We start from the raw sequence: 19679 nt of genomic DNA, 5'->3' as shown, positions 1-19679 counted from the left end.
ATTATTTACCATATAGGAAGCAGGGGGTGTTAGGTAGGAGGACGCCCTTTGAGGTACTTTTTTGATTTTGGTCATGTGTCCACCCTCCTTGATTTGGTCATTTTATTGGGTGGACACTCCCTATCTAAACAATTTGTATTGTTTAATAATATTTTTTATAGCTGCCAAGTTCTTTATTTCAGGCTCAGATGCATTCTTTTCTATTTTTTCAATGTTTTTTTCAATAGTTAAAAGATCTTGTTGTATATTTGACAAAAACCGATTAATTTCTTCAGCTAAAGACTGAAACTGATCGTTTTTTCTTAAAGAAATTTTTTTAGTAAGATCTTTATTCTTTCTTATATATTTTAAATCTTCTTCTATTCTATAAATAGGACCAGCAACTTTTTGAGGTAGAAAAATAATTAAAAATATACCAACAGCCAAACAGATAATACCTGACAACAAAATAACTGGCAATAATAAGTCACTAACATATCTTATAGTTAAATGTGCTCTATAAAAACTTTCTCCTATTTCTTGGTGACTAAAAAAATATAAAATAAGTAAAGAAATTGATATAGATACAAAAATAGCTAATAATATTTTTGTTAAAAGCCATTTTTGTAACTCCCATTTAACTTTAAGATTTAACTTTTTACGTTTTTGCATATTATCCTCACATTACTTATTATGACAGGACAAGCATAATTCTTTTCCAGTTTTTCTTAAAAAATAAGAATTAGAAGCAGTATGTGGAAAATGACATGTTGTACAAGTAATTATACCATTAACCAGAGGCAAATCTTTATTCCTTTGAGCCATCTTATAACTCAGAGAAACACCCACAGGATGACTTACTCCCAATTTTATTTTATTATGGCAACTATAACATGCATTTATAGAGCTCCAATAAATTGATTTTATTAAAGGATGATCTTTTGGTTTATCAGACAATTTATTATTTGACTTAGGAAGCAATCCAATCCGCCAGGAAAGTTGGCCATCAGCTTCAATTTCTAGTATAAGCTCATCTAAAGGAGACTGATAAATATTTACTGCTACTGTTTTTGCTGGAAAATCTATTACTTTAGAAACTTCTATAGCTTTAAATCTAAAATTTTGGAAAGCAACCTGTCCATCATAATTTTGCACTTCTACTTTACAACTATAAAAGTTATTATTTTTTACATGAGCTAGAGGAACTACTTGATATGTATAATAATTTTCATCAATAGTAGAACCAGAAACACCGTTACAAACTATTCTTACTCGACAAGGAATATTAGTTTTGACACAAATCCCCGCTTCAGTCCAGGGGATTTTTTCCCAATTACATAACGAAATTTCTTCTATTACAGGTTCAATATCTTCAGGCAATATACTAGCTTTTGAATAGGAAAGAATTTTCTGAAAAGCTAAAGATGGAGCCTCAAAAACTATATCATAAGATTTTATAGTTGAAGGAAGTAAAATATATGCTTTTCCTCCCTTGAATATATGCCTAGATTCCCATTTAACAGCTTTAAGTAAAGTATTTTCATTAGAAGAATACTGTTCACCACCATGACATGTCTTACAATCATTTTTCATAAAAGGCTGATGAAAAAAACTAGCATTAGGAGAAATTATTTTATTATCAGGATGACATTCTTTACAAGACTTGGCCCATAAATCATTTAAAGAAAAAATCGTTAACAAAAAAGAAAAAGCTAAAAATAAATATCGCATGTTTATTTTCATATATAGCCCTATATTATTCGGATAAAACTAGATCAAATGGTTTAGCCCCAAGAGAAATCTTGCCAATTAATTTTAGGGAATTAAGATCTATTATTCCAATAGCCTTTTCTCCCCTAAGGGCCACGTATAACCATCCTCTTTTAGAGGAAGCTGTCATAGTAAAAGGCTGTTTCCCTACTCTAATTTTTTTTGAAACTACCATTTGATTTTTGAAAATCACCGAAATCGTTCCTTCTTTTTCGTTGCTAACATATAATCGGTCTATATATGAAAAAACTTTAACAGCTCCTCTTCCACTATATATACGTCCTAAATGATCCCAGGAACCCACCCTAAAAACATCTACCATACCTGTGGCAGGATCAGCTACGTAAAAATTTTCACCTAAGATAGCCATACCTCGTGGCCTTTGACCAACCTTTATTTTGTGTAGAAGCTCTAAACTTTTGGAAAGAATATAGACACTTTGATCTCTGGGAGAAGAAATAAAAATCTTATTCAGGTTGTAATCAAACAAAATATCAGAAGGAGAATAACCTAAACGTTTAAAAACTACTAAATTTCCAGAAGAAAGATCTACTAATAGAACATTACTTGTAACAGGATCTGTAATAATTACTGATTGTCTAGGAATAAAAAATAGATACTGAGGCAAATTAACTATAGGCAAAACAAAACTATCAACTAAACGAAGAGCAGAAATATCAACAATACTTAGCAAACGCATTTTATCAGAAACAACTATCAATTGATCATTAAATCTATCAATATCTAAAGATTTAGGTTCAGAAGGAATATATAATGAAGCAACTACTCTGTTTACATCACTACGAACAACAAAAATAGTAGAAGAATCATCGCAAGAAATGTAAAGATTATCCCCTCTTTGAGGAGTTCTTTGAATATTTAAGGAAAAAACAGGAGAAAATTTTTCAGATTTCAAAGAAGCTTTTATATCCCATAAAACAAAAAGACATATACTTGTTTTTGACAATATTTTATAGTTTACTGGCAAATTAATTTTCTTTTCTTCTATAGAAAATAATTTACCATTAATAGACACTTTATCTAAAACTATAGATAGTTGATCAATTACTCCTTTTTCAAAAGAAATCCATCCTAAAAATTCTTGCCCAAAATCAACTCTAGAAGATATTTTTTGAGGAAAGTCTTGCAAGGAAATAATTCTATTATCAATTCTTACCGAAATGTTTTTGATTTTTAAAATTATCTTATCAGATGTAGGATTAACTATATTCAAGAAAACATTTAATCTGGATGATTGACAAGGAGCTACGATAAACAATGATATAAATAATGATATTAAAATAACTCTTAAAAACATACTCTCCCCGTTTTATATATTGGTGCCCAGTCGTCTTTAGAACCGTGCTTGTGACAATTTAAACAAGGAATAGGTGGTTTCCTGGGACCACCTGGTCCATGGCAGTGACTACATCTATTCTTGGGATAAGGAGCATCTGGACTATCATGGTGGATATATTCCCATGTGTTTATTTCATTAGTACGTCCAAAAGCTGCATCGTCTTTATGGCAAGCCCGGCAAAAATAACCAAGCTCATTACCTATATTACCTACTAAAGATTGAGTAATTAAAATTCCATTTACTTCAGTACGAAGAAGATAGGGATTAGGAGAACCATGTGGCTCATGACAATCAGTACAAGAAGTAACAAAACCTATGGATATTCCCAAAGGAGAAGAAGCATATGGATCTTTTAAATGAACACTATTTGTAGCTGAATTTCTACCATGTTTATCGGGATAAGGTATCGTTGCTACATTATCACCACCTTCTGAAACCCAATCAATCTTACGAAGATTACGACCTAACTCAGTACTATAAATTTCATCATATTGATTATGACAAGAAATACAAAAAGTTGCATAATCTGGAAGATTAGATCCATCATATATAGTAGTTCCACCAGGTTCATAAGTATTAGTAGATCCATAAGAATAAGGAGCCTGATAACGTCCAGAATAAAAATTAGACATACGTTCATCTAGATTGTCTCCCCAAAGAGTATAATGTGATTCCTTCCTGGTAGAAATAACTTTTTCTATAGGTAAAGATACTGCGGTATAAGAAGCGGGACTTGAAGGATAACTTTTAATACGCTTAGCTAAATGAGGATTATGACAAGCTACACAGGGATTAGATTTTTCTTTAAAAAAAGGCCATCCTTTTTTAATAGCAAAATCATATATATCCTTTAAATTATGATATGAAGCTGAAGGATACAAATTTTTTAAATTAAAACTCTCTAAAATTGATGAAATATTAGAGTTTGAAGTCCCTCCGAAAGTTTTACTATAATCAAAATTTTGTATACCATTAACTTGAACAGAAGAATTACTATGACATAAAAAACACATATTATCAGAAACTTCATAAGGTGCCTGAGAGGCAGAAATATTAAAATTTAGTGCAAATAAAGCAAAAGGAAAAGGCGAACCTACATTTCCATCAACAGAAGCATGCTGCCAGTGACAATGGCCACAATTACCCCTCGCATAACTAGAAAGATTTATTTGCTTCACTCCATAAACATTATTTCCATGGGCAGAATCCAGATAATCTCCAGCCCAACATAGTGAAATCCCCCAAAGGACTGAACTCAAAACCAATAAGATTGGCTTAATTTTTAGCCGTATGGCACGCATTACAACCATTGATTGATGTAGTTTCTGGCCAGCCATAATAATCCCACCGTAAATTATGTTTATAAGGTGTGCCATGGGCTCTATGGCACGAAATACAAGTAATAATTGCGTCCTTCTGAAACAAAATATTAGATTTCGGCGAAGATACATCTTCACTGCCTACTGGAGCTATAAGAGAATAAGGGTTACTACCCGTCGCACCAGCTCCAGGGTAATCTCCGGGGTAATTTCGATATTCGGAATCACTTAGAGTATTTCCCATGTCATAATCTGTTGGATGTCTAAGCCAAGGGGATCCCCAGCCTCCAATATCAGCACTTATCTGACTTGAACCGCTATGGAAATTTCCGTGACATTGTGCACAAAAATAACTTATAGTAGATTTATCAACTTCTGTTTCAGAAATTCGATCTGCACCTTTATATTGATTATGAGAAAAAACGTTAGGTTTATATTCCCACTTTGGATCTTCATATCCTTTTATTCCTAACAAAAACCGATAACTGGTTCCTACAGTGTTTCCATCAATAACATCATCGTTAGCATGATGAGCTCCCAATATAGCCTCAAAATCTCCTTGTTTACTTCTATCTCCGTGGCATCCATTTAGCCCAGCGCAAGAAAGCTGAGAAGACAAAGGACTTCCTCCAGGAGGGGTATATCCATAAACAGAATCAGGTGGAAAAGGTTTTACATTATGACCTCTATCTTCTTGTCCCTGAGATACCCAATAAAAATTGCCACCAGCTAATGTATTTCCTGATACTCCAGCATTAGAGTAATCAGGAGGACTGGTTGAAAGCACATAAGGTATATAGTTAGTCCCATCGTTGTTACCGGTATGACATCCAAGACAATCATTAATTACCAAAGCTTTATATGGACCAGATCCTCCCCAATGAGTTAAGATTCCGCCATGTTGAGAGTAATGCATAGTATGACAGGCCGAGCAAGGAAGACCTTTTTTAATTTTAGCTAGACTTATGACTGGATATAAAATAAAAATTAAGTTCGTTAATAGTATAAAATATATAGTAATTTTTGGAGTGACATTTTCTTTCACTTAAAACCCCCAAACATCTATCCTTCCGTTCCCTTCATCAACTACATAAAGCCTTGAACCTGAAATTAATAAATAAGAAGGATAAAGAACCTGTCCCATCCTAAAACCTTCTTTCAAAAAAGATTTCCTAAAAATTCCTTCAGGAGAAAAAACCAATATTTTTTTTAAATCTCTATCTAAAAGGTATATATTATTGTGATTATCGATATCAAAAGATACTGGCAGTACAGTGTTCGCCCCCTTTAAATTAAATATTTGCTCAGTTTTTTTATTTAAATCAAAGACAATCAACCGTTTTCCTCCGTTTTCCAGAGCCCATAATTTATTTTTTCTAAATTTTATATCGATAAAACCCTTAAAATCTTTTAATTTTTTGGGTTTAATAATTTTATTAGGAGTTATTAAGTTTTTATCGATTACATATATTAAACCACTCATTTGATCTAAAAGAAAAAGATAATCCTTCCAATATGCAAGTTTAGCCGGTAAAAGAATATGGTTTTTATATTTTAAAAAACGTCTTTGAAATTTTTTGGCTTTAAGATCTACAAAAGTTAAAGAGTTAATAGATCTTTCTATGATCCAGAGACACCCAGAAGGATCTTTAATCATAAAGATGGGCCCTTTTAATTGTCCTGCGGCGTCAAATTCTTTTAATGGAGTCCCAGTAAAATCATATGAAATCAAACGATTTTCAGCAGCATCACATACATAAATTCTTTCAATTTGGTTATCAACAAAAATAGAAAATGGCTGACTTAAGTAATTATCATATGTGTCTTTTAAAATTGAAAATTGATAATGAAATTTATAAGAAAAAACATCTTCTATTTTAATAGCAAAGCAAGAAAGAAAAATTGTTAATATTATTAATAATTTTTGTGACATTCTACACATAATGTAGCCTCTCCGCTCAATTTCAATTCATATTTAAAGTTAGTCCCCATAGGCTCATGACAAGTAATACAAGTTATAGGTTTGCCATTCCTAGGATCTAAAACTTTATTTCCAATTGGATGCGAAAACTTACCTTGTGTTTTATGACATCTAGAACAAACCTGATTTCCATCACCTTTTAACATAGATGGATTATTAGAACCGTGTCCACTATGACACTCAATACAATTGTCTCTTTTGGGATGAACATAGAGGGAATTTTCTTTTTGCTTATATGCTAAACTATGACAGGAAATACATAATATTTTAGGAGAACTTTTTAAAAGTATTTTTGTATTACCGACATGAGGGCTATGACAAACCAAACAAGAATTCTCTTGATATCCTCCTAAAGAATGATTATGAAAATAATAAAAAGTATCAGTAATATCTTGATGACACTTCAAACATAAAGCAGTTGACTTATCTTTTTGGCTGTGACATAAATTACATTTTTGTTCAGCAAATGGTTTATGTTCAAAGTCTTTCAATATAAACTTGTTATTACTCATATGTGGATCATGGCATTCTAAACAATTAGTAGCATCTCTTCCAAGATGAGCATTCAAAAACTTTTTATCTTCCTTATGACAAGAAAAACATAACGAATTAATACTAACTTCATTAAGAAGTCTAACATCATATCCAATATGAGGATTATGACAAGACAAACATTTCCCCTCTTTATAGGGCTTATGTAAGAACTTTTTCCTATTTACTAATAAGTTTTTATGACATGAAAAACAAAGATCATATACGTCATCTTTAAGTAAATATTTATAATTAGAAGAGTGAGATACATGACATCTTAAACAAGCTTTTTCTTTATAAGGTTCATGTAAAAAAAGTCTCTTTTTAAAATCATTTTCTAGCTTTTTATGACAAGAAAAACATAATTTAATATTTGATTCTTTTAATAGTTTCTCATTTTTAGAAGCATGAGGAAAATGACACTCAAGACATCCTTTTTTAGTAAGAATAGGTTTGTGTATATATTTTTTATCTAGATATATTTTAGATTTATGACATTGAAAACAGGTCTTATTATCTACTTTAGAAATGACTGGAGAAGTATAATAAAACAAAGAAAATAAAAAAATAAGCAAAAAAACTCTCACTTTGACCTCCCCTCATGACATGGTGTACAATCACCCTTAGCAAAAGGAGGATGTTGATTTAACCATAACATTTTATTATTCTCTCCTCCATGAGGATTATGACACGTTGTACAATTAGATTCACTTGGTCTAATATTATTATGATTTTTTATCATTTTTTCATCAATTTTATGGCAGACAATACATATTTTATCAGAAGCTTTATTTAAAAGGTAATTATATTTAGAAGCATGTACAAAATGGCATTCAACACAACTATTCTCTTTCTTAATTGGAGGATGAGAAAAAGCATCTTGCCAATATTTAGAAATATCAATATGACAAGATACACATAAATTGTTCAAAGACTGTTTTAAAAACCAAACATTATTGGTCCCATGAACATCATGACACTTAGAACAATTATCTTTTTGAACTGGAGGATGGACAAAAGGTTCTGACTTAATTTTTCTTCCTAAATTATTATGACATTCAAAACAGATATTCGAAAGAGGACCATTAATTTGATAAGCATAATCAGAAGAATGTGCATTATGACACAAAAGACAATTGCCTTCCTTATAAGGTTTATGTTTTTTTAATTTAGAATAATTTTTTCTAAAATTATCATGACAATTCCAACATAATTGAGGAGTATTATTTACTAATAATTTGGAAAAATTAGATGAATGAGGATTATGACAATCAGCACAATTACCTTTCTGAAATGGCATATGTAAGCTAAAAAGATCTTCTTCTAAAGAAGTTTTTTTATGACAAGAAAAACATAACTTTTTCTGCTCGTTTGTTAATAGTCCTTCAAATTTTGACCAATGAGGCCTATGACATTTTAAGCAATTATCTTTCTGGGAAGGTGGATGTTTAAATCTTTTATCATTAATTTTTTCATGACATGAAAAACATATTTTTTTATCATCATTTTTTAGCAAAAATTTGTAATTAGATACATGACCTTTATGACAACTTAAACAATTCTCTTTCTTAACAGGATCATGAATACTTTTATATTGTTTAATTTTGGAAAAGTCACTATGACATTGGATACAAACTTTACCTGGAGTATTTTTAAGTAAAAATAAATTATAACTAGCATGTGGCTCGTGACATTCAAAGCATTTTTTATCAAAATATGGTTTATGTATACTTCTTCCAGACTGTATCTTATGACATTCCAAACACTGATTGATTAAATCCTTTCTAATATCTAAATTATTTCCTTTATATATATGGCATTTAAAACACTCGCCTTGAATTACTAACGGATGAACATAAGGTTTCAATAATCGTTTATCATTGCCTACATGAGGATTATGACAACTAATACAGTTATCATTAAAGTTAATCTCAAAGTGTAACTTTTTTAACTTTTCTTTATTCTTATGACATGACAAACATAAACTAGATGCATTCTCTTTTAATAAAGTTTTATTACTAGCAGTGTGAGGCACATGACAGTATAAACATCCTTGATTATTATCTAACGCTTTATGTTTAAACTTTCCTTTAATGATTTCTTTATGACATGACAAACAAAGTTGAAAAGAAGGTTCTTTTAATAAAAGTTTATTCTGAGACGAATGATATTCATGACAAATAAAACAATCTCCCTTCTTTAGGGGGGCATGAATAAATTTATTTTGAAAATCTTTAACATTTTTTTTATGGCAATTAAAACACAATCTTGGAGGTTTATCTTTCAAAAAAGCTCCACCTATTACTCCATGTGGCCGATGACAACCTTTACAATTTTTTTCAGCCACAGGTTTATGTAAAAAAGGACCATTTTTTTTAACAGTTTTTTGAAAATCTGGATGACAATCAATACAGTTTTTTCTAGTTTTTTGAGGTGATGGCTTTGAAACACATGATGTTATTAATAAAAAAAACAAAAAAATAAGAATAAAATATTTCAGTAATCTATTGGGATGGTTTGTCATTATGATCCTCCATCATCTCTCGCCTCAGTTTCAACCACTCCTTTTCATTGATGTTTATATTTACTTGAGCTCTCAATTTATCAATATATTCTTGTTCTAATTTGTCAAACTTTTGTTGTTCTAAAATTCTTTTTATATCCTCTTTAACTATGTCATACGAATGTACTTTTTTAGGATAAAATTTTATTAAATATACCAAACAATACCAAGTATTATCTCCTCTTTTAAACTCTATAATAGGCGATACTTCATTCGATTTTAATTTAATAATAGCCTTTCTCATTTCGGGAACAAGTTGATTTAAAAAATACCTTTCTGGACGTAAACCATGAAACTGTAGTTCTCTTCCAACTTCAAAAAAATTATCTCCTTGCTTAATACGTTTATATATTCTTCTAATCAGCTTAGGATCTCTAGTTTTTATAACAGCAATTTCTACCATATCAGGTCTTGTGAATTTATCTTTATTTTTATTATAAAAATCTTTCAATTCCTCTTCAGAAATTTTTATCTGTGGCTTTATTATTTTTTCTTTAAACAAAACAACTAATAATTGTTTTCTATAAAACTCATAAATATCTTTAAGGGGAGACTTTTTTTCATAGTGTCTGTTCAAAGCTTCTAGACTAGTTAATGTTTGAGAAATATAAGTGTTAATAATAAAGTGCTTCATTTTATCTATTTCTTCAGGAGATAACTTTTTCTTATGAAATCTAAGATCAATTTCTTTTTTTAATTTATGCCAAAATTGATCAGCATTTAATTTTCTATCATCAATAGTCAAAACTATTTTTTCTTTCAAATTTTCGGGAAGACTATCTAAAGATATTAATTTTATAGTATCCCAGTTTACATTAACATTATATTTCTTTTTAAGATTTTCAATAAGTTTTTCTGTATAATAAGCCTCATCTTTTTTGCGAATCTTTTCAGCAATTTCTCTCTTTACAAGATTAAAATCAGCAGGATCTGGTCCTAATTTATCTTCTATAAACAATAAAAAATAAGTATTTTTATATTCTAGAGGACCCACTATTTCAGATTTATTTGCTCTTAAAACCTTTTTTCTTATCTTTTCAGGAATAGTAATAGGTCTTTCCCAACCAAAATCTCGAGCTTTTCCTTCATTTTTCAATTTTTCATAAAGTGCTAAAAATGCTTCTTTAGTCTTTATAGATTTTTTCCACTTATTAGCCTGTTGATAATCTTGTGTTATTAATGCTTTTATTTTTAAACGTGGGATATAATTAGATTCATACTCTTTCCAGAGACGTTTTTGAGAAAGATCTATTTTCTTATCAACCTCTTCATTTTTTAAAAGTAAGAGCCCCCTAACTTCTAAAAAAACTCTAATTTTATGCTTATAGAGAGGATCTTTATCTAACTCCATTCTTTTTGCTTCATTTGCTATTAAAATCCAGTTTATAAAAGGATTTGGAGTTCCAGGAAACTTCATCCCTGGTTCTTTCCAATATTTCCACCAATCAAGAAAATCATCTCGTGTATATTTCTTATTATCTATTTTAAAAAGATAATTATCTCCCCAGAAAGAATAAGCAGAATTTGGAAAAATAATAATTAAAAAAAATAAATAAAAAATAAAAAAACTATTTTTAAAAATCAGCAACTGAAAATTCCTTTTTGTTCCCATTCCATTAACACCTCTTTAATCATTCTTTTTATTAAAGTTGAAGGAGAATAAATTTTACCAAAATGCAAAATCTTTCTATAATCTTCAGAAGTTCTGACATGATAAGTAGAACACAATATTTTACCAGTATAAGCATCTTTAACATTTATTATAAAAGCTAATTTTAAATTTTTTTCTTTTTTTTCATATGATAAAATAGCACCATCAATAAAAATCTTTGTTTTGGTTCTCTTGGCTAAAAGCTGAATTGAAGTTAAAGGAATATTTTCACCAACTAAATACCGTTCCATAATAAGAAATCTACGAATTTGGCCTTCGGGAACAAGAAAGAAACCTTCTTCATTTAAAGAATCAAGTAATATTCTATAAAAAATTTTATGAATAGTAGGGTCTTTTGTTTGATTTTCAAATGGCAAAACAATAACTCTACATGTATCTAAAGAAAAATTTTTTACTGTTTTAACTTCAGGAACACTTTTTGAACATGAAATTATAAAAAATAATATTACTATGATCAAAATTAAAAGTCTTCTATCCATATACTTTTTTTCTCTTTCTTTTTATTCTCTTTTTTAGCTTGAATTAAAATAGTAGATAATGGAAAATTTTTTATAGTTCTTTTATTCCCCACAATATCTCTGACTTCTAATGAATAATATACTTTTTTATTCTTTTTCATCTGCAAAAAAATATTTTTATTTATTTCTATTTCTTTACCAGTAATGCTTACTTCTTTTAATAAGTTTCCTTCCTCATCCCATATTTCCAATTTAATATAGTCTATAGGCAATAAATGGTTCGATAAACTTAGTTTAATATCAATTTTATTATTGTTTCTTTTTTCTGCTAATAAATTAATTTGTGGAGCATTACGTACAAATAAAACTTCCTTTTGTACTTGACCTATATTGCCAGCTAAATCCCAAACTTTAAGACGAATAATATATGGGCCACTTGGTAACAAATATCCTTGATTATCTTTTCCTTTCCAAACAAATTTTTTAGGTAGTGGACCAGGCCTATCTTCTTTAAAAAGAACTTTTTGTGATTTTTTATCAACTACCTCAAATAGCCATCTAGCAATTGGTTCTGGACGTTTTAGGCTAGCAATACAATAGATATATTTATTAAAAACTAACTTTCCATTTATATTTTTTCCTTTTAATATTTTAAGTCCTATATCTGGAGGGGTATTATCAACCCGGAAATCAGACAAAAACATCTTCTTTTTTAAACCTAAATTAGGCCAATAAAGTTCCAAATTGATAAAGTATCTACCTTCTTTTTCGGGGGCGTTCCAACGAGCTATATAAAGACTGTCTTTTTTTTGAGCTTCTATTTTTTTATTTTTCCACAAAAAATATACTTTTTGAGGGAGAGGACCAGATAAATCCAGACGAACAGCGCAAGTAATTATTTCATTTCCTTTTATTTTACGAGGAGATACGAAAACCTCTGAAATTTGAACTTCAGGAGGCTCATAAATAGATCTTTTAACATTTACCGGTAAACTACTAATTAAAGTACGGATAACTTCTTGCTTAACAGCATAATAATCCATAGTCTTAAGATCTAAAAAACTAATCTCTTCTTCAGAAGAAGATATTATAGTTTTTGACCATACAATACTATAATCTTTAGGTCTAATTAGTTGCACCGTGATTCCTAGAGATGAAGTTGAACCATTTTTATTTATTTCAGTAATAGTACCAACCATTATTAAACTGGCTTGATATTTTTTAGCCAGCTTAATTGCGGTAATTCTATCAAGCCAACCAACCCATCTAATTCGGTTTTTTGCCAAAAAAGGTAGTACTTCTTTAGGAGAAATGGTTACTATATTATTCTCTTTAAGAGATTCTGCTATTAGAGTTGGAATTTCGAAGTTTATACCATTTATATCTTCAGAAAGATCTTCAAATGGCAATACTACTATTTTAGAATTGGCATTACTAACGCCTAAAAACGATAGAAATATGAATACAAATAAGAAAAAACATTTCATTTTAATTATAAAATAAATCATAATATTCACTATATTAAAATTATAACTATATTTTCATGAAAATATAAATACAAAAAAAATTATTGAAATCAATAAAAAACATCTAAAAAATTTAAGTTAATTGTTTTAAAAGTTCTTGAATCAAATCAAAGCTCAACTGGGTCAAATCTTTTGGTTTGAGGCCAAATATTCGGCCAATAGTGCTATAGCCACTAAGAGAACCGCTAGCACGCCATACAATTTCTCCGGTAGAACCATCAATGAGGGTTAAAGTAACAGCTACGACAGGATAGCTATAAGTTCCTTCACGGACTATTTCATAAGTGTCTACAGAACCGGTTATTAAAGCTTGCACTCCCAATTTTTTTGCTATTCTCCGTAAAGTGGTTTTATTATATACGGCCTGCTCTGTTATACCTTCTTCTAATAAAATGGTATCAACTAATGACTTATCTACCACATCAAAAACACCTTTTGAAAGAATCTCTGTAATTACTATGTTCCTTAATCTTTCTGCAGCATATTTATCTTGACTATTATTTTGAAAAGTCAAAACTGCTACTTTTTTAATATATCCTATATCAACACCTGATCTCACAAAAGATTTTTGAACATAAGAAGAAAAACAAGAAGATATAAAAAAGAATAAAAATAAAAATAAAACAACTTTAAAATATTTCATGATTACCTCCTAAAATTTAGCCGTTAAATTGAACATCCATGACCAAGACGTATCATCATCTGTCTTTAACCAATTATAGTTAGCCTTAAAAGACAAATATTTACTAATCTTCCAGGAAAGAAAACTAGAAAACTGGTCTGAAGTAGTGCCATTTCTACTAGAAGAATATTGAAAATTAATTTGAGTTTTAGAAGTCAATAAAAACCATAAAGAATAAAAAGAATTTATTGAAGTTTCCCTCTCTATAATTTTAATACTTTCAGAACCATGAAAAGAACAATACTCAGAGATGGTCCAGCTAAAATCAAAACTAAAATTATGAGTAGTTGTTGAAGATATATCATTATCATTATAATCATACTGATACGTAATTGTTGTAGTAATAGCTGGTTTCAATCTAGCTATGGTATTAATACGAGAAGATAGGGTTTTGGAAGTTAAATTATTTTCAAAGTTTTTAGATCTTCCAATAGAAATATCCCACCTAAAATCTAAGTCTGGATAAATTTTGGCAAAGGTGCTAACATTAAAGTTATCATTAGTAACTTTTTTTATATCATCTTCTTTAACATTAGTATAGGTATAACCAAAAGATATATTCAAGGTGGGCAAGATATCAGAAAAAACAGAAAAAGATATATTATCAATTGTTAAGTCTGGCTGATTATCTTTTATATTTTTAGTCTTGGAAGCCGAAGCCGTAGGTTGAAAAAATTTATTAGGTATCCAAGAAACAGAAATACTATGGATATAATCTTTAGAGTCTGGACCAGGAGTTGGTTCAGCTAAATTTAAGGAAAAAGAATAAGACGAAGTAATATTTTCCAAAAAATTGTATGAAAGGGCCAGAGAAGTACGGTATGTCTTCAAACTACTAGTATATTGAGAAGAAAGAACATATTTATAAGCCAGAAACTGGGGAGATTTAAATTCTAAATCAGAAAATGTTTTGGGAACAAGCTTTAAATAGCGAGCTTTAGAAAAGTTTAGAGTACCTAAAGTAGAAAAATCAAAGGGCAAGGAAACATCCGTAACGAGTGAGTCCCAAGTAATTTTATCGTTACTATAATAAATATCCCATTTGATATCACTTGGTATAGCAGTCCAATTTATAGTATCATAGTAGAACTCCATCAATCCTATTTCTTCTGTTCCTAAATCAATTATCACGTAATCATCGTCATTACTATCGTTAAAATCTTCAAGATTTTTACCATCCCAAGAACTTGGGTTATCATCTATATACCACTCCACCGAAATATTTATAGGGAAATTAGCTTTTCCAGCAATTAGTTCTCCCTGCCATTTAGTCTTAGTATAATTAAATTGCTGACCAAAAGAATAGGAAAGATTATTAAATACACCAGTATAATTAAGCCTTACAAGATGTGAATAATTATTAGTAACAGATTTTAAAACATAGTCTTCCCCTTGGCTACTTCTATAATCATAATATATATCTAAATTTTTAAAATCTTTACTTAAATTTAATCCCCAATAATCACTTTTTTGATTAATTAAATGTGGAGTCATTTTATCTTCTTGTTTAGAACTACCAAAATAAATTCTAGAATTTATATCTTTTATATATGAAGAACTAAAGTCCGCATTCCAGGAACGACTGGATAAATCTCTACTATCTGTACCGTGTTGCTCTGTAGCTGTAGCACTAAGATTAAAATTAAAAAAATCATTACGTAAAAATAAAGAAAAAACCGGCGTAAGTGTTTCTCGGTAGCTATCCCCTTGAGAAGTTCGGTTATATCTAAAAGTCGTACCCAAACTGATATTATTGGTAACCTGCGAAGAAAAAGTTAAAGAGTAAATTTGCGAAAAAATTTTAGGTTCGTCTTCGTTTTCAAGATAACGCCAGTCCCCCATAAAACTGAGGGCCCAAACCGACCATGGAATATTAATAATAATAATAGACAAAAAACCTAAAAAAAATTTAAGCATTTGCGAGGGATATTAGCTTTTGTTCTTTCAAAACTCAAGTTGTGAAAAAAAACGTTTTATTAAGAAAAAAAGTGAAAACATTTAAAATTTGAAGATTCTAGAATATTTTATTCTTAAAAATTGAAATATTTAATTTGCTCTTTTTAATAAAGAGTTCTTTTATGTTAAAAACTTCAGGAAAACTTTTAAATAGTTTTTATTTTTTTGAACTAAATTAAGTTTATTTTATTAAATATCTCGTAGTCCTAAAAAATTTTTTATTAGTTTTAGGACAAAAGATGTTCTATTATTAAAATTAGAGGAAAAAATAGGTGTAAGGAGGTGGTTATTAAAAATAATTTATAAAAGATGTTAATAACCCAAAAAAAATTTATTTTAAGGAGGGAGGGTTATGAAACGCTTAATTTTATTTCTGGTATGCTTGGCATTGATAAGTTTTTTACCCAAGTTTACATGGGCGAAAGTACAAGGGCAGTGTGCTGACTGCCATACTATGCACAACTCCCAAAATGGGGCAAGTGTAGTGGCAAATGGTCCTTATCGTGCCCTCACTATAGGAGATTGTGTAGGATGCCATACGGGTACTAATACAGGTTCAAATAATATTCCTTATGTTTTAAGCGAAACGACTCCTAACTATGGTAATTTTGGAATAGAAGGTAACACTTTAGCTGGTGGTAATTTCTACTGGGTTAAAAACGGTAGTGATGCTACAGGACATAACGTTGTTGGTATAGCTGGAGAAGATGGTGCTATTGGCATGACCCCTCCTGGCTGGGACACCAGCTTTAACGCGAACGGTGCTCTGGCCAACAACGAAGCAACCTGGAGCAAACAGTTAACATGTGCCGGCACTTATGGCTGTCACGGTAAACATGACCAGGAAGACGATTTCGCGGCTATTCGTGGAGCACACCATGCTGACGATAGCACTATTGATGGCACTACTGTAGGAACAAGCTTCAGGTTCCTTTATGGTATCAAAGGAATAGAAGACAGCGACTGGGAATATCAGCCTACTAATACAGCCCACAACCAGTACTATGCTGTCAATCGCTCCGCTTTTAACACCCCCACTGATAGTGCCACCATTAATTATCTTTGTGCCGAATGTCACGGACAATTCCATAGTGGAAATGAGATAAGCTACACTGGATCTGGCTCCCCCTGGTTGAGGCATCCTACTGATTTTGCTCTAAGCTCTGCGGCTGGTGCCGGTTATACAGCCTATCCTGGGCCTTTTGGAAATGCAGGAGATTACTGGCCAGGAGCTCCTTTAGGTAGTGATCTTACCGGTGGAGTTCTTTCTACTGTTCAGTTTTCTGGAAATGATGATATAGTCCTTTGTATTTCCTGCCACCGGGCTCATGGTTCTCCTTATGCTGATCTTTTAAGGTGGGATTACAACAACTGTAACGCTTCAAGTGGAGTTGGTAACCAGTGTGGCTGCTTCGCCTGTCATACTAATAAGTACTAAGCTAAAAATAGAAAGGGGGATATCCCCCTTTCTATTTTTTTAGGAGGGGGGTATGAAAAGACTTTTTCTGTTTCTCATAAGCTTCTCAGTGGTTTTAGTTTTAGCTTCTTCTGGAAAAGCCCGCGTCTCTGGAATGTGTTCAAATTGTCATACCATGCACAATTCTCAAAACGGCCAAGTAGTTAGCGGGAATGGCCCTCATATGGCCCTTACTAAATATGACTGCGTTGGCTGCCACTCCTCAAGTGAATCTTCTACAACTTATATGTTGGGTAATAGTGTTGTGCCAGTAGTGCTTTATACTGGAGGGAATGCTCCCACCAATTATCTTGCTGGTGGCAATTTCTGGTGGGTAAAAGAAGGCCTTGGCAACACCGATGGTCAGGTAGGAGACCCCAAAGGACATAACGTCTTTCTCAACGAAGACGATGATTTTTTAACTGAAGCCCCTGGAAGTGCCATAAGTTGTACTAATAGCTGCCATATAAAACTCAGTCAACCGTCTATTATTGAGGGTAAATATGGATGCACGGGTTGTCACGTATATCCAAAACATCACGCTGATGACCACCCCAATGGGAATTATAACAACGTGGTAGGCGAAAGTGGAGGATGGTATAGGTATCTGGCGGCAGCCCATACTACAGGATACGGGGTAGAAGGGATTGAAGATAATGACTGGGAAGCCACCGTTAGTGCTTCTGACCATAATGAATATTTTGGGAAACCTGGCAATTTATCAGGAACAGGTGGTTTTATGTCTATTCAAGCCAATACTATGACCGCCTACTGTACAGGATGTCACGGGAATTTCCATATAGAAAATGATAATGCAGGCGGTGGATCCCCCTGGTTAAGGCATCCTTCTGATGCGGTAATCCCTAGCTCTGGTGAATACGCCAATTATACCGTTTACAATCCCCTTGCTCCAGTAGCACGGCCTGACCTCACAGCTTTGGGAGGACCAAGTGCTACGGTCACCCCAGGGCAGGACATGGTTATGTGTTTGTCCTGTCACAGACCTCACGGCACGCCTTATGATGACATCTTAAGATGGGATTACTCCCAGTGCACCGTTGGAGATTCTACAAATTGCGGTTGCTTTGTCTGTCATACTAACAAAGGTATCTTTCAGTAAAGAATCATGTTGACGGGTTATTTAAGGCTCAGCAAAGTATTAGGTATAGCTTTGCTGGGCCTTTTCTTTTGGCTTTCTACTTCTTTTGCTCAACAAGTTACTGAGCAACCAAGTGAAGAGGCCTTAAAAAAAGTCCTTGAAGGACAGGCTCAAAGGGTAGAACCCAAAGTCATTGCTATTATTGAAAAAGACGATCAAGGTAAAAGGCTATCTTTTCCATCATATTTAGCCTACGATGCCCAAAGAGACGAATTATATGTGGTTGATACAGCCAAAGGACGAATTATTGTTTATAGTCCGGATCTTTTCCCTATTTTTTCCATGGGTAAAGGTAGGGGTATATATACTCCAGCGGGATTAGCTATTGATGAGCAAGGAAACATTTATCTATGCCAAGGAAGCAGTTCTTACGAGGCTCGTCCTCATATTTCTATATTTAATGCAGCGGCTATCAAGATAAAAGACATTTTTCTAAAGGACTTTGAAGGAGCAGAAAACTTTTTCCCTCGTTCAATAGCTATAGGGCAAAACGGAAAAATATATGTCACCGGAATAGGTTATAAAGGGGTAATAGTTCTTGATAGGGAAGGGAACTATATCAAAACTATATCTCCTAAAGACAGATTTGCCCCCGAAACACCTGAACAAAAAGCCATTATTACAGATGTTTTTATAGACAGTAAGGGAAGGATCTATCTCCTTAGCGAAGAAATGGGGCGTTTCTATGTGTATGACCATAACGAAAAATTCCTTTTTAAAGGAGGGCAAAAAGGAGGTGGTGCTGGAAAGTTAAGTCGTCCTCGCGGGATATGTGCCGATCCCCGAAAAAAATTAATATATGTAGTAGATTACATGAGACATACAGGATTAGTTTATGACTACGATACAGGAAAACTAAAGTTTGAGTTTGGGGGCCGAGGTTGGAATCCTGGGTGGTTTAATTACCCTTCAGATATAATGATAGACAGTTTCGGACGCATATATATAACAGATCTTTTTAACCATCGGGTTCAGGTATTAGAAATAGGAGGCCCTAAGACCTCCATTCCTTTAAGCCCAGTCCCTTCTTTTATCTTGCCTGAAAATAGATAATATTTAGGGAACCTCTAAAAATCCTTTTTTGCGTCTGCCTTATAAAAATAATATCAAAATTTGTAAAGACTCCATTGAATTCTGTCTGTATTTGTTACTCTACCTGGAGCTTTTGCGGGAGCCGAGGGACTATAAGATAAACCTTCTTTTCAGTGAGTTCGGATTTAACTAGATAGCGAATAGTGAACCGCCCCGGATTTGCCGAATATAAAAA

At 31.9% G+C, this 19679-nt stretch carries 16 protein-coding genes; 3 read left to right on the top strand and 13 right to left on the bottom strand.

All coding sequences use genetic code 11. The features are described 5' to 3' along the window. Positions 1–120: 120 nt before the first annotated feature. The 13 genes from TH606_RS05400 to TH606_RS05340 all read right to left on the bottom strand — a co-directional run bounded on the left by TH606_RS05400 (position 121) and on the right by TH606_RS05340 (position 15734). A complete protein-coding gene (locus TH606_RS05400; protein WP_068541909.1) occupies positions 121–651 on the bottom strand; it encodes a methyl-accepting chemotaxis protein in 531 nt (176 codons plus the stop codon). Positions 652–663: 12 nt separating this feature from the next. Further along, a complete protein-coding gene (locus tag TH606_RS05395; protein ID WP_068541908.1) occupies positions 664–1722 on the bottom strand; it encodes a cytochrome c3 family protein in 1059 nt (352 codons plus the stop codon). 13 nt (positions 1723–1735) lie between these two features. Continuing rightward, on the bottom strand, positions 1736–3067 hold the full coding sequence (locus TH606_RS05390; RefSeq protein ID WP_068541907.1) for a YncE family protein: 1332 nt from the start codon (positions 3065–3067) through the stop codon (positions 1736–1738). Next, positions 3058–4446 (bottom strand): cytochrome c3 family protein, encoded by a 1389-nt coding sequence (locus tag TH606_RS05385; RefSeq protein ID WP_197460513.1) that lies wholly within the window; start codon positions 4444–4446, stop codon positions 3058–3060. The genes TH606_RS05390 and TH606_RS05385 overlap by 10 nt, the downstream gene beginning before the upstream one ends. After that, positions 4385–5473 carry a cytochrome c3 family protein gene (locus TH606_RS11495; protein ID WP_068541905.1) on the bottom strand — a complete coding sequence of 363 codons (1089 nt, stop codon included), beginning with the start codon at positions 5471–5473 and terminating at the stop codon, positions 4385–4387. Before TH606_RS11495 ends, TH606_RS05385 begins: the two co-directional genes overlap by 62 nt. Next, complete coding sequence (locus TH606_RS05375) at positions 5474–6370, bottom strand: NHL repeat-containing protein (protein ID WP_157627869.1); 897 nt, start codon at positions 6368–6370, stop codon at positions 5474–5476. Further along, the gene (locus TH606_RS05370) at positions 6343–7527 is read right to left on the bottom strand and encodes a cytochrome c3 family protein (protein WP_068541903.1); all 1185 of its coding nucleotides are present in this window, start codon (positions 7525–7527) and stop codon (positions 6343–6345) included. Before TH606_RS05370 ends, TH606_RS05375 begins: the two co-directional genes overlap by 28 nt. Then, the gene (locus tag TH606_RS05365) at positions 7524–9464 is read right to left on the bottom strand and encodes a cytochrome c3 family protein (RefSeq protein WP_068541902.1); all 1941 of its coding nucleotides are present in this window, start codon (positions 9462–9464) and stop codon (positions 7524–7526) included. Before TH606_RS05365 ends, TH606_RS05370 begins: the two co-directional genes overlap by 4 nt. Next, positions 9445–11115 (bottom strand): peptidylprolyl isomerase, encoded by a 1671-nt coding sequence (locus TH606_RS05360; protein ID WP_068541901.1) that lies wholly within the window; start codon positions 11113–11115, stop codon positions 9445–9447. The genes TH606_RS05365 and TH606_RS05360 overlap by 20 nt, the downstream gene beginning before the upstream one ends. Beyond that, positions 11085–11654 (bottom strand): hypothetical protein, encoded by a 570-nt coding sequence (locus TH606_RS05355; RefSeq protein ID WP_068541900.1) that lies wholly within the window; start codon positions 11652–11654, stop codon positions 11085–11087. The genes TH606_RS05360 and TH606_RS05355 overlap by 31 nt, the downstream gene beginning before the upstream one ends. Beyond that, positions 11636–13141, bottom strand: coding sequence for a hypothetical protein (locus TH606_RS05350; protein WP_068541899.1), 1506 nt, complete (start codon positions 13139–13141; stop codon positions 11636–11638). Before TH606_RS05350 ends, TH606_RS05355 begins: the two co-directional genes overlap by 19 nt. A 91-nt stretch (positions 13142–13232) precedes the next feature. Beyond that, positions 13233–13802 carry a GNA1162 family protein gene (locus tag TH606_RS05345; RefSeq protein ID WP_068541898.1) on the bottom strand — a complete coding sequence of 190 codons (570 nt, stop codon included), beginning with the start codon at positions 13800–13802 and terminating at the stop codon, positions 13233–13235. Between the two features lie 9 nt (positions 13803–13811). Next, positions 13812–15734: a hypothetical protein gene (locus tag TH606_RS05340; RefSeq protein ID WP_157627868.1), complete on the bottom strand. Its 1923-nt coding sequence runs from the start codon at positions 15732–15734 to the stop codon at positions 13812–13814. A gap of 415 nt (positions 15735–16149) precedes the next feature. Here TH606_RS05340 and TH606_RS05335 point away from each other — a divergent pair, with 415 nt between their 5' ends. From TH606_RS05335 to TH606_RS05325, 3 genes are read left to right on the top strand one after another with little or no spacing between them, the layout of a single operon-like run. Next, positions 16150–17235: a cytochrome c3 family protein gene (locus TH606_RS05335; RefSeq protein WP_157627867.1), complete on the top strand. Its 1086-nt coding sequence runs from the start codon at positions 16150–16152 to the stop codon at positions 17233–17235. 52 nt (positions 17236–17287) lie between these two features. Beyond that, on the top strand, positions 17288–18373 hold the full coding sequence (locus TH606_RS05330) for a cytochrome c3 family protein (protein WP_068541895.1): 1086 nt from the start codon (positions 17288–17290) through the stop codon (positions 18371–18373). Between the two features lie 6 nt (positions 18374–18379). Continuing rightward, on the top strand, positions 18380–19465 hold the full coding sequence (locus TH606_RS05325; protein ID WP_068541894.1) for an NHL repeat-containing protein: 1086 nt from the start codon (positions 18380–18382) through the stop codon (positions 19463–19465). Positions 19466–19679: the final 214 nt, after the last annotated feature.

Origin of the sequence: Thermodesulfatator autotrophicus (genome assembly GCF_001642325.1) — a bacterium.
Taxonomy (GTDB): Bacteria; Desulfobacterota; Thermodesulfobacteria; order Thermodesulfobacteriales; family Thermodesulfatatoraceae; genus Thermodesulfatator; species Thermodesulfatator autotrophicus.
This window is presented reverse-complemented; position numbering and strand designations above follow the sequence as displayed.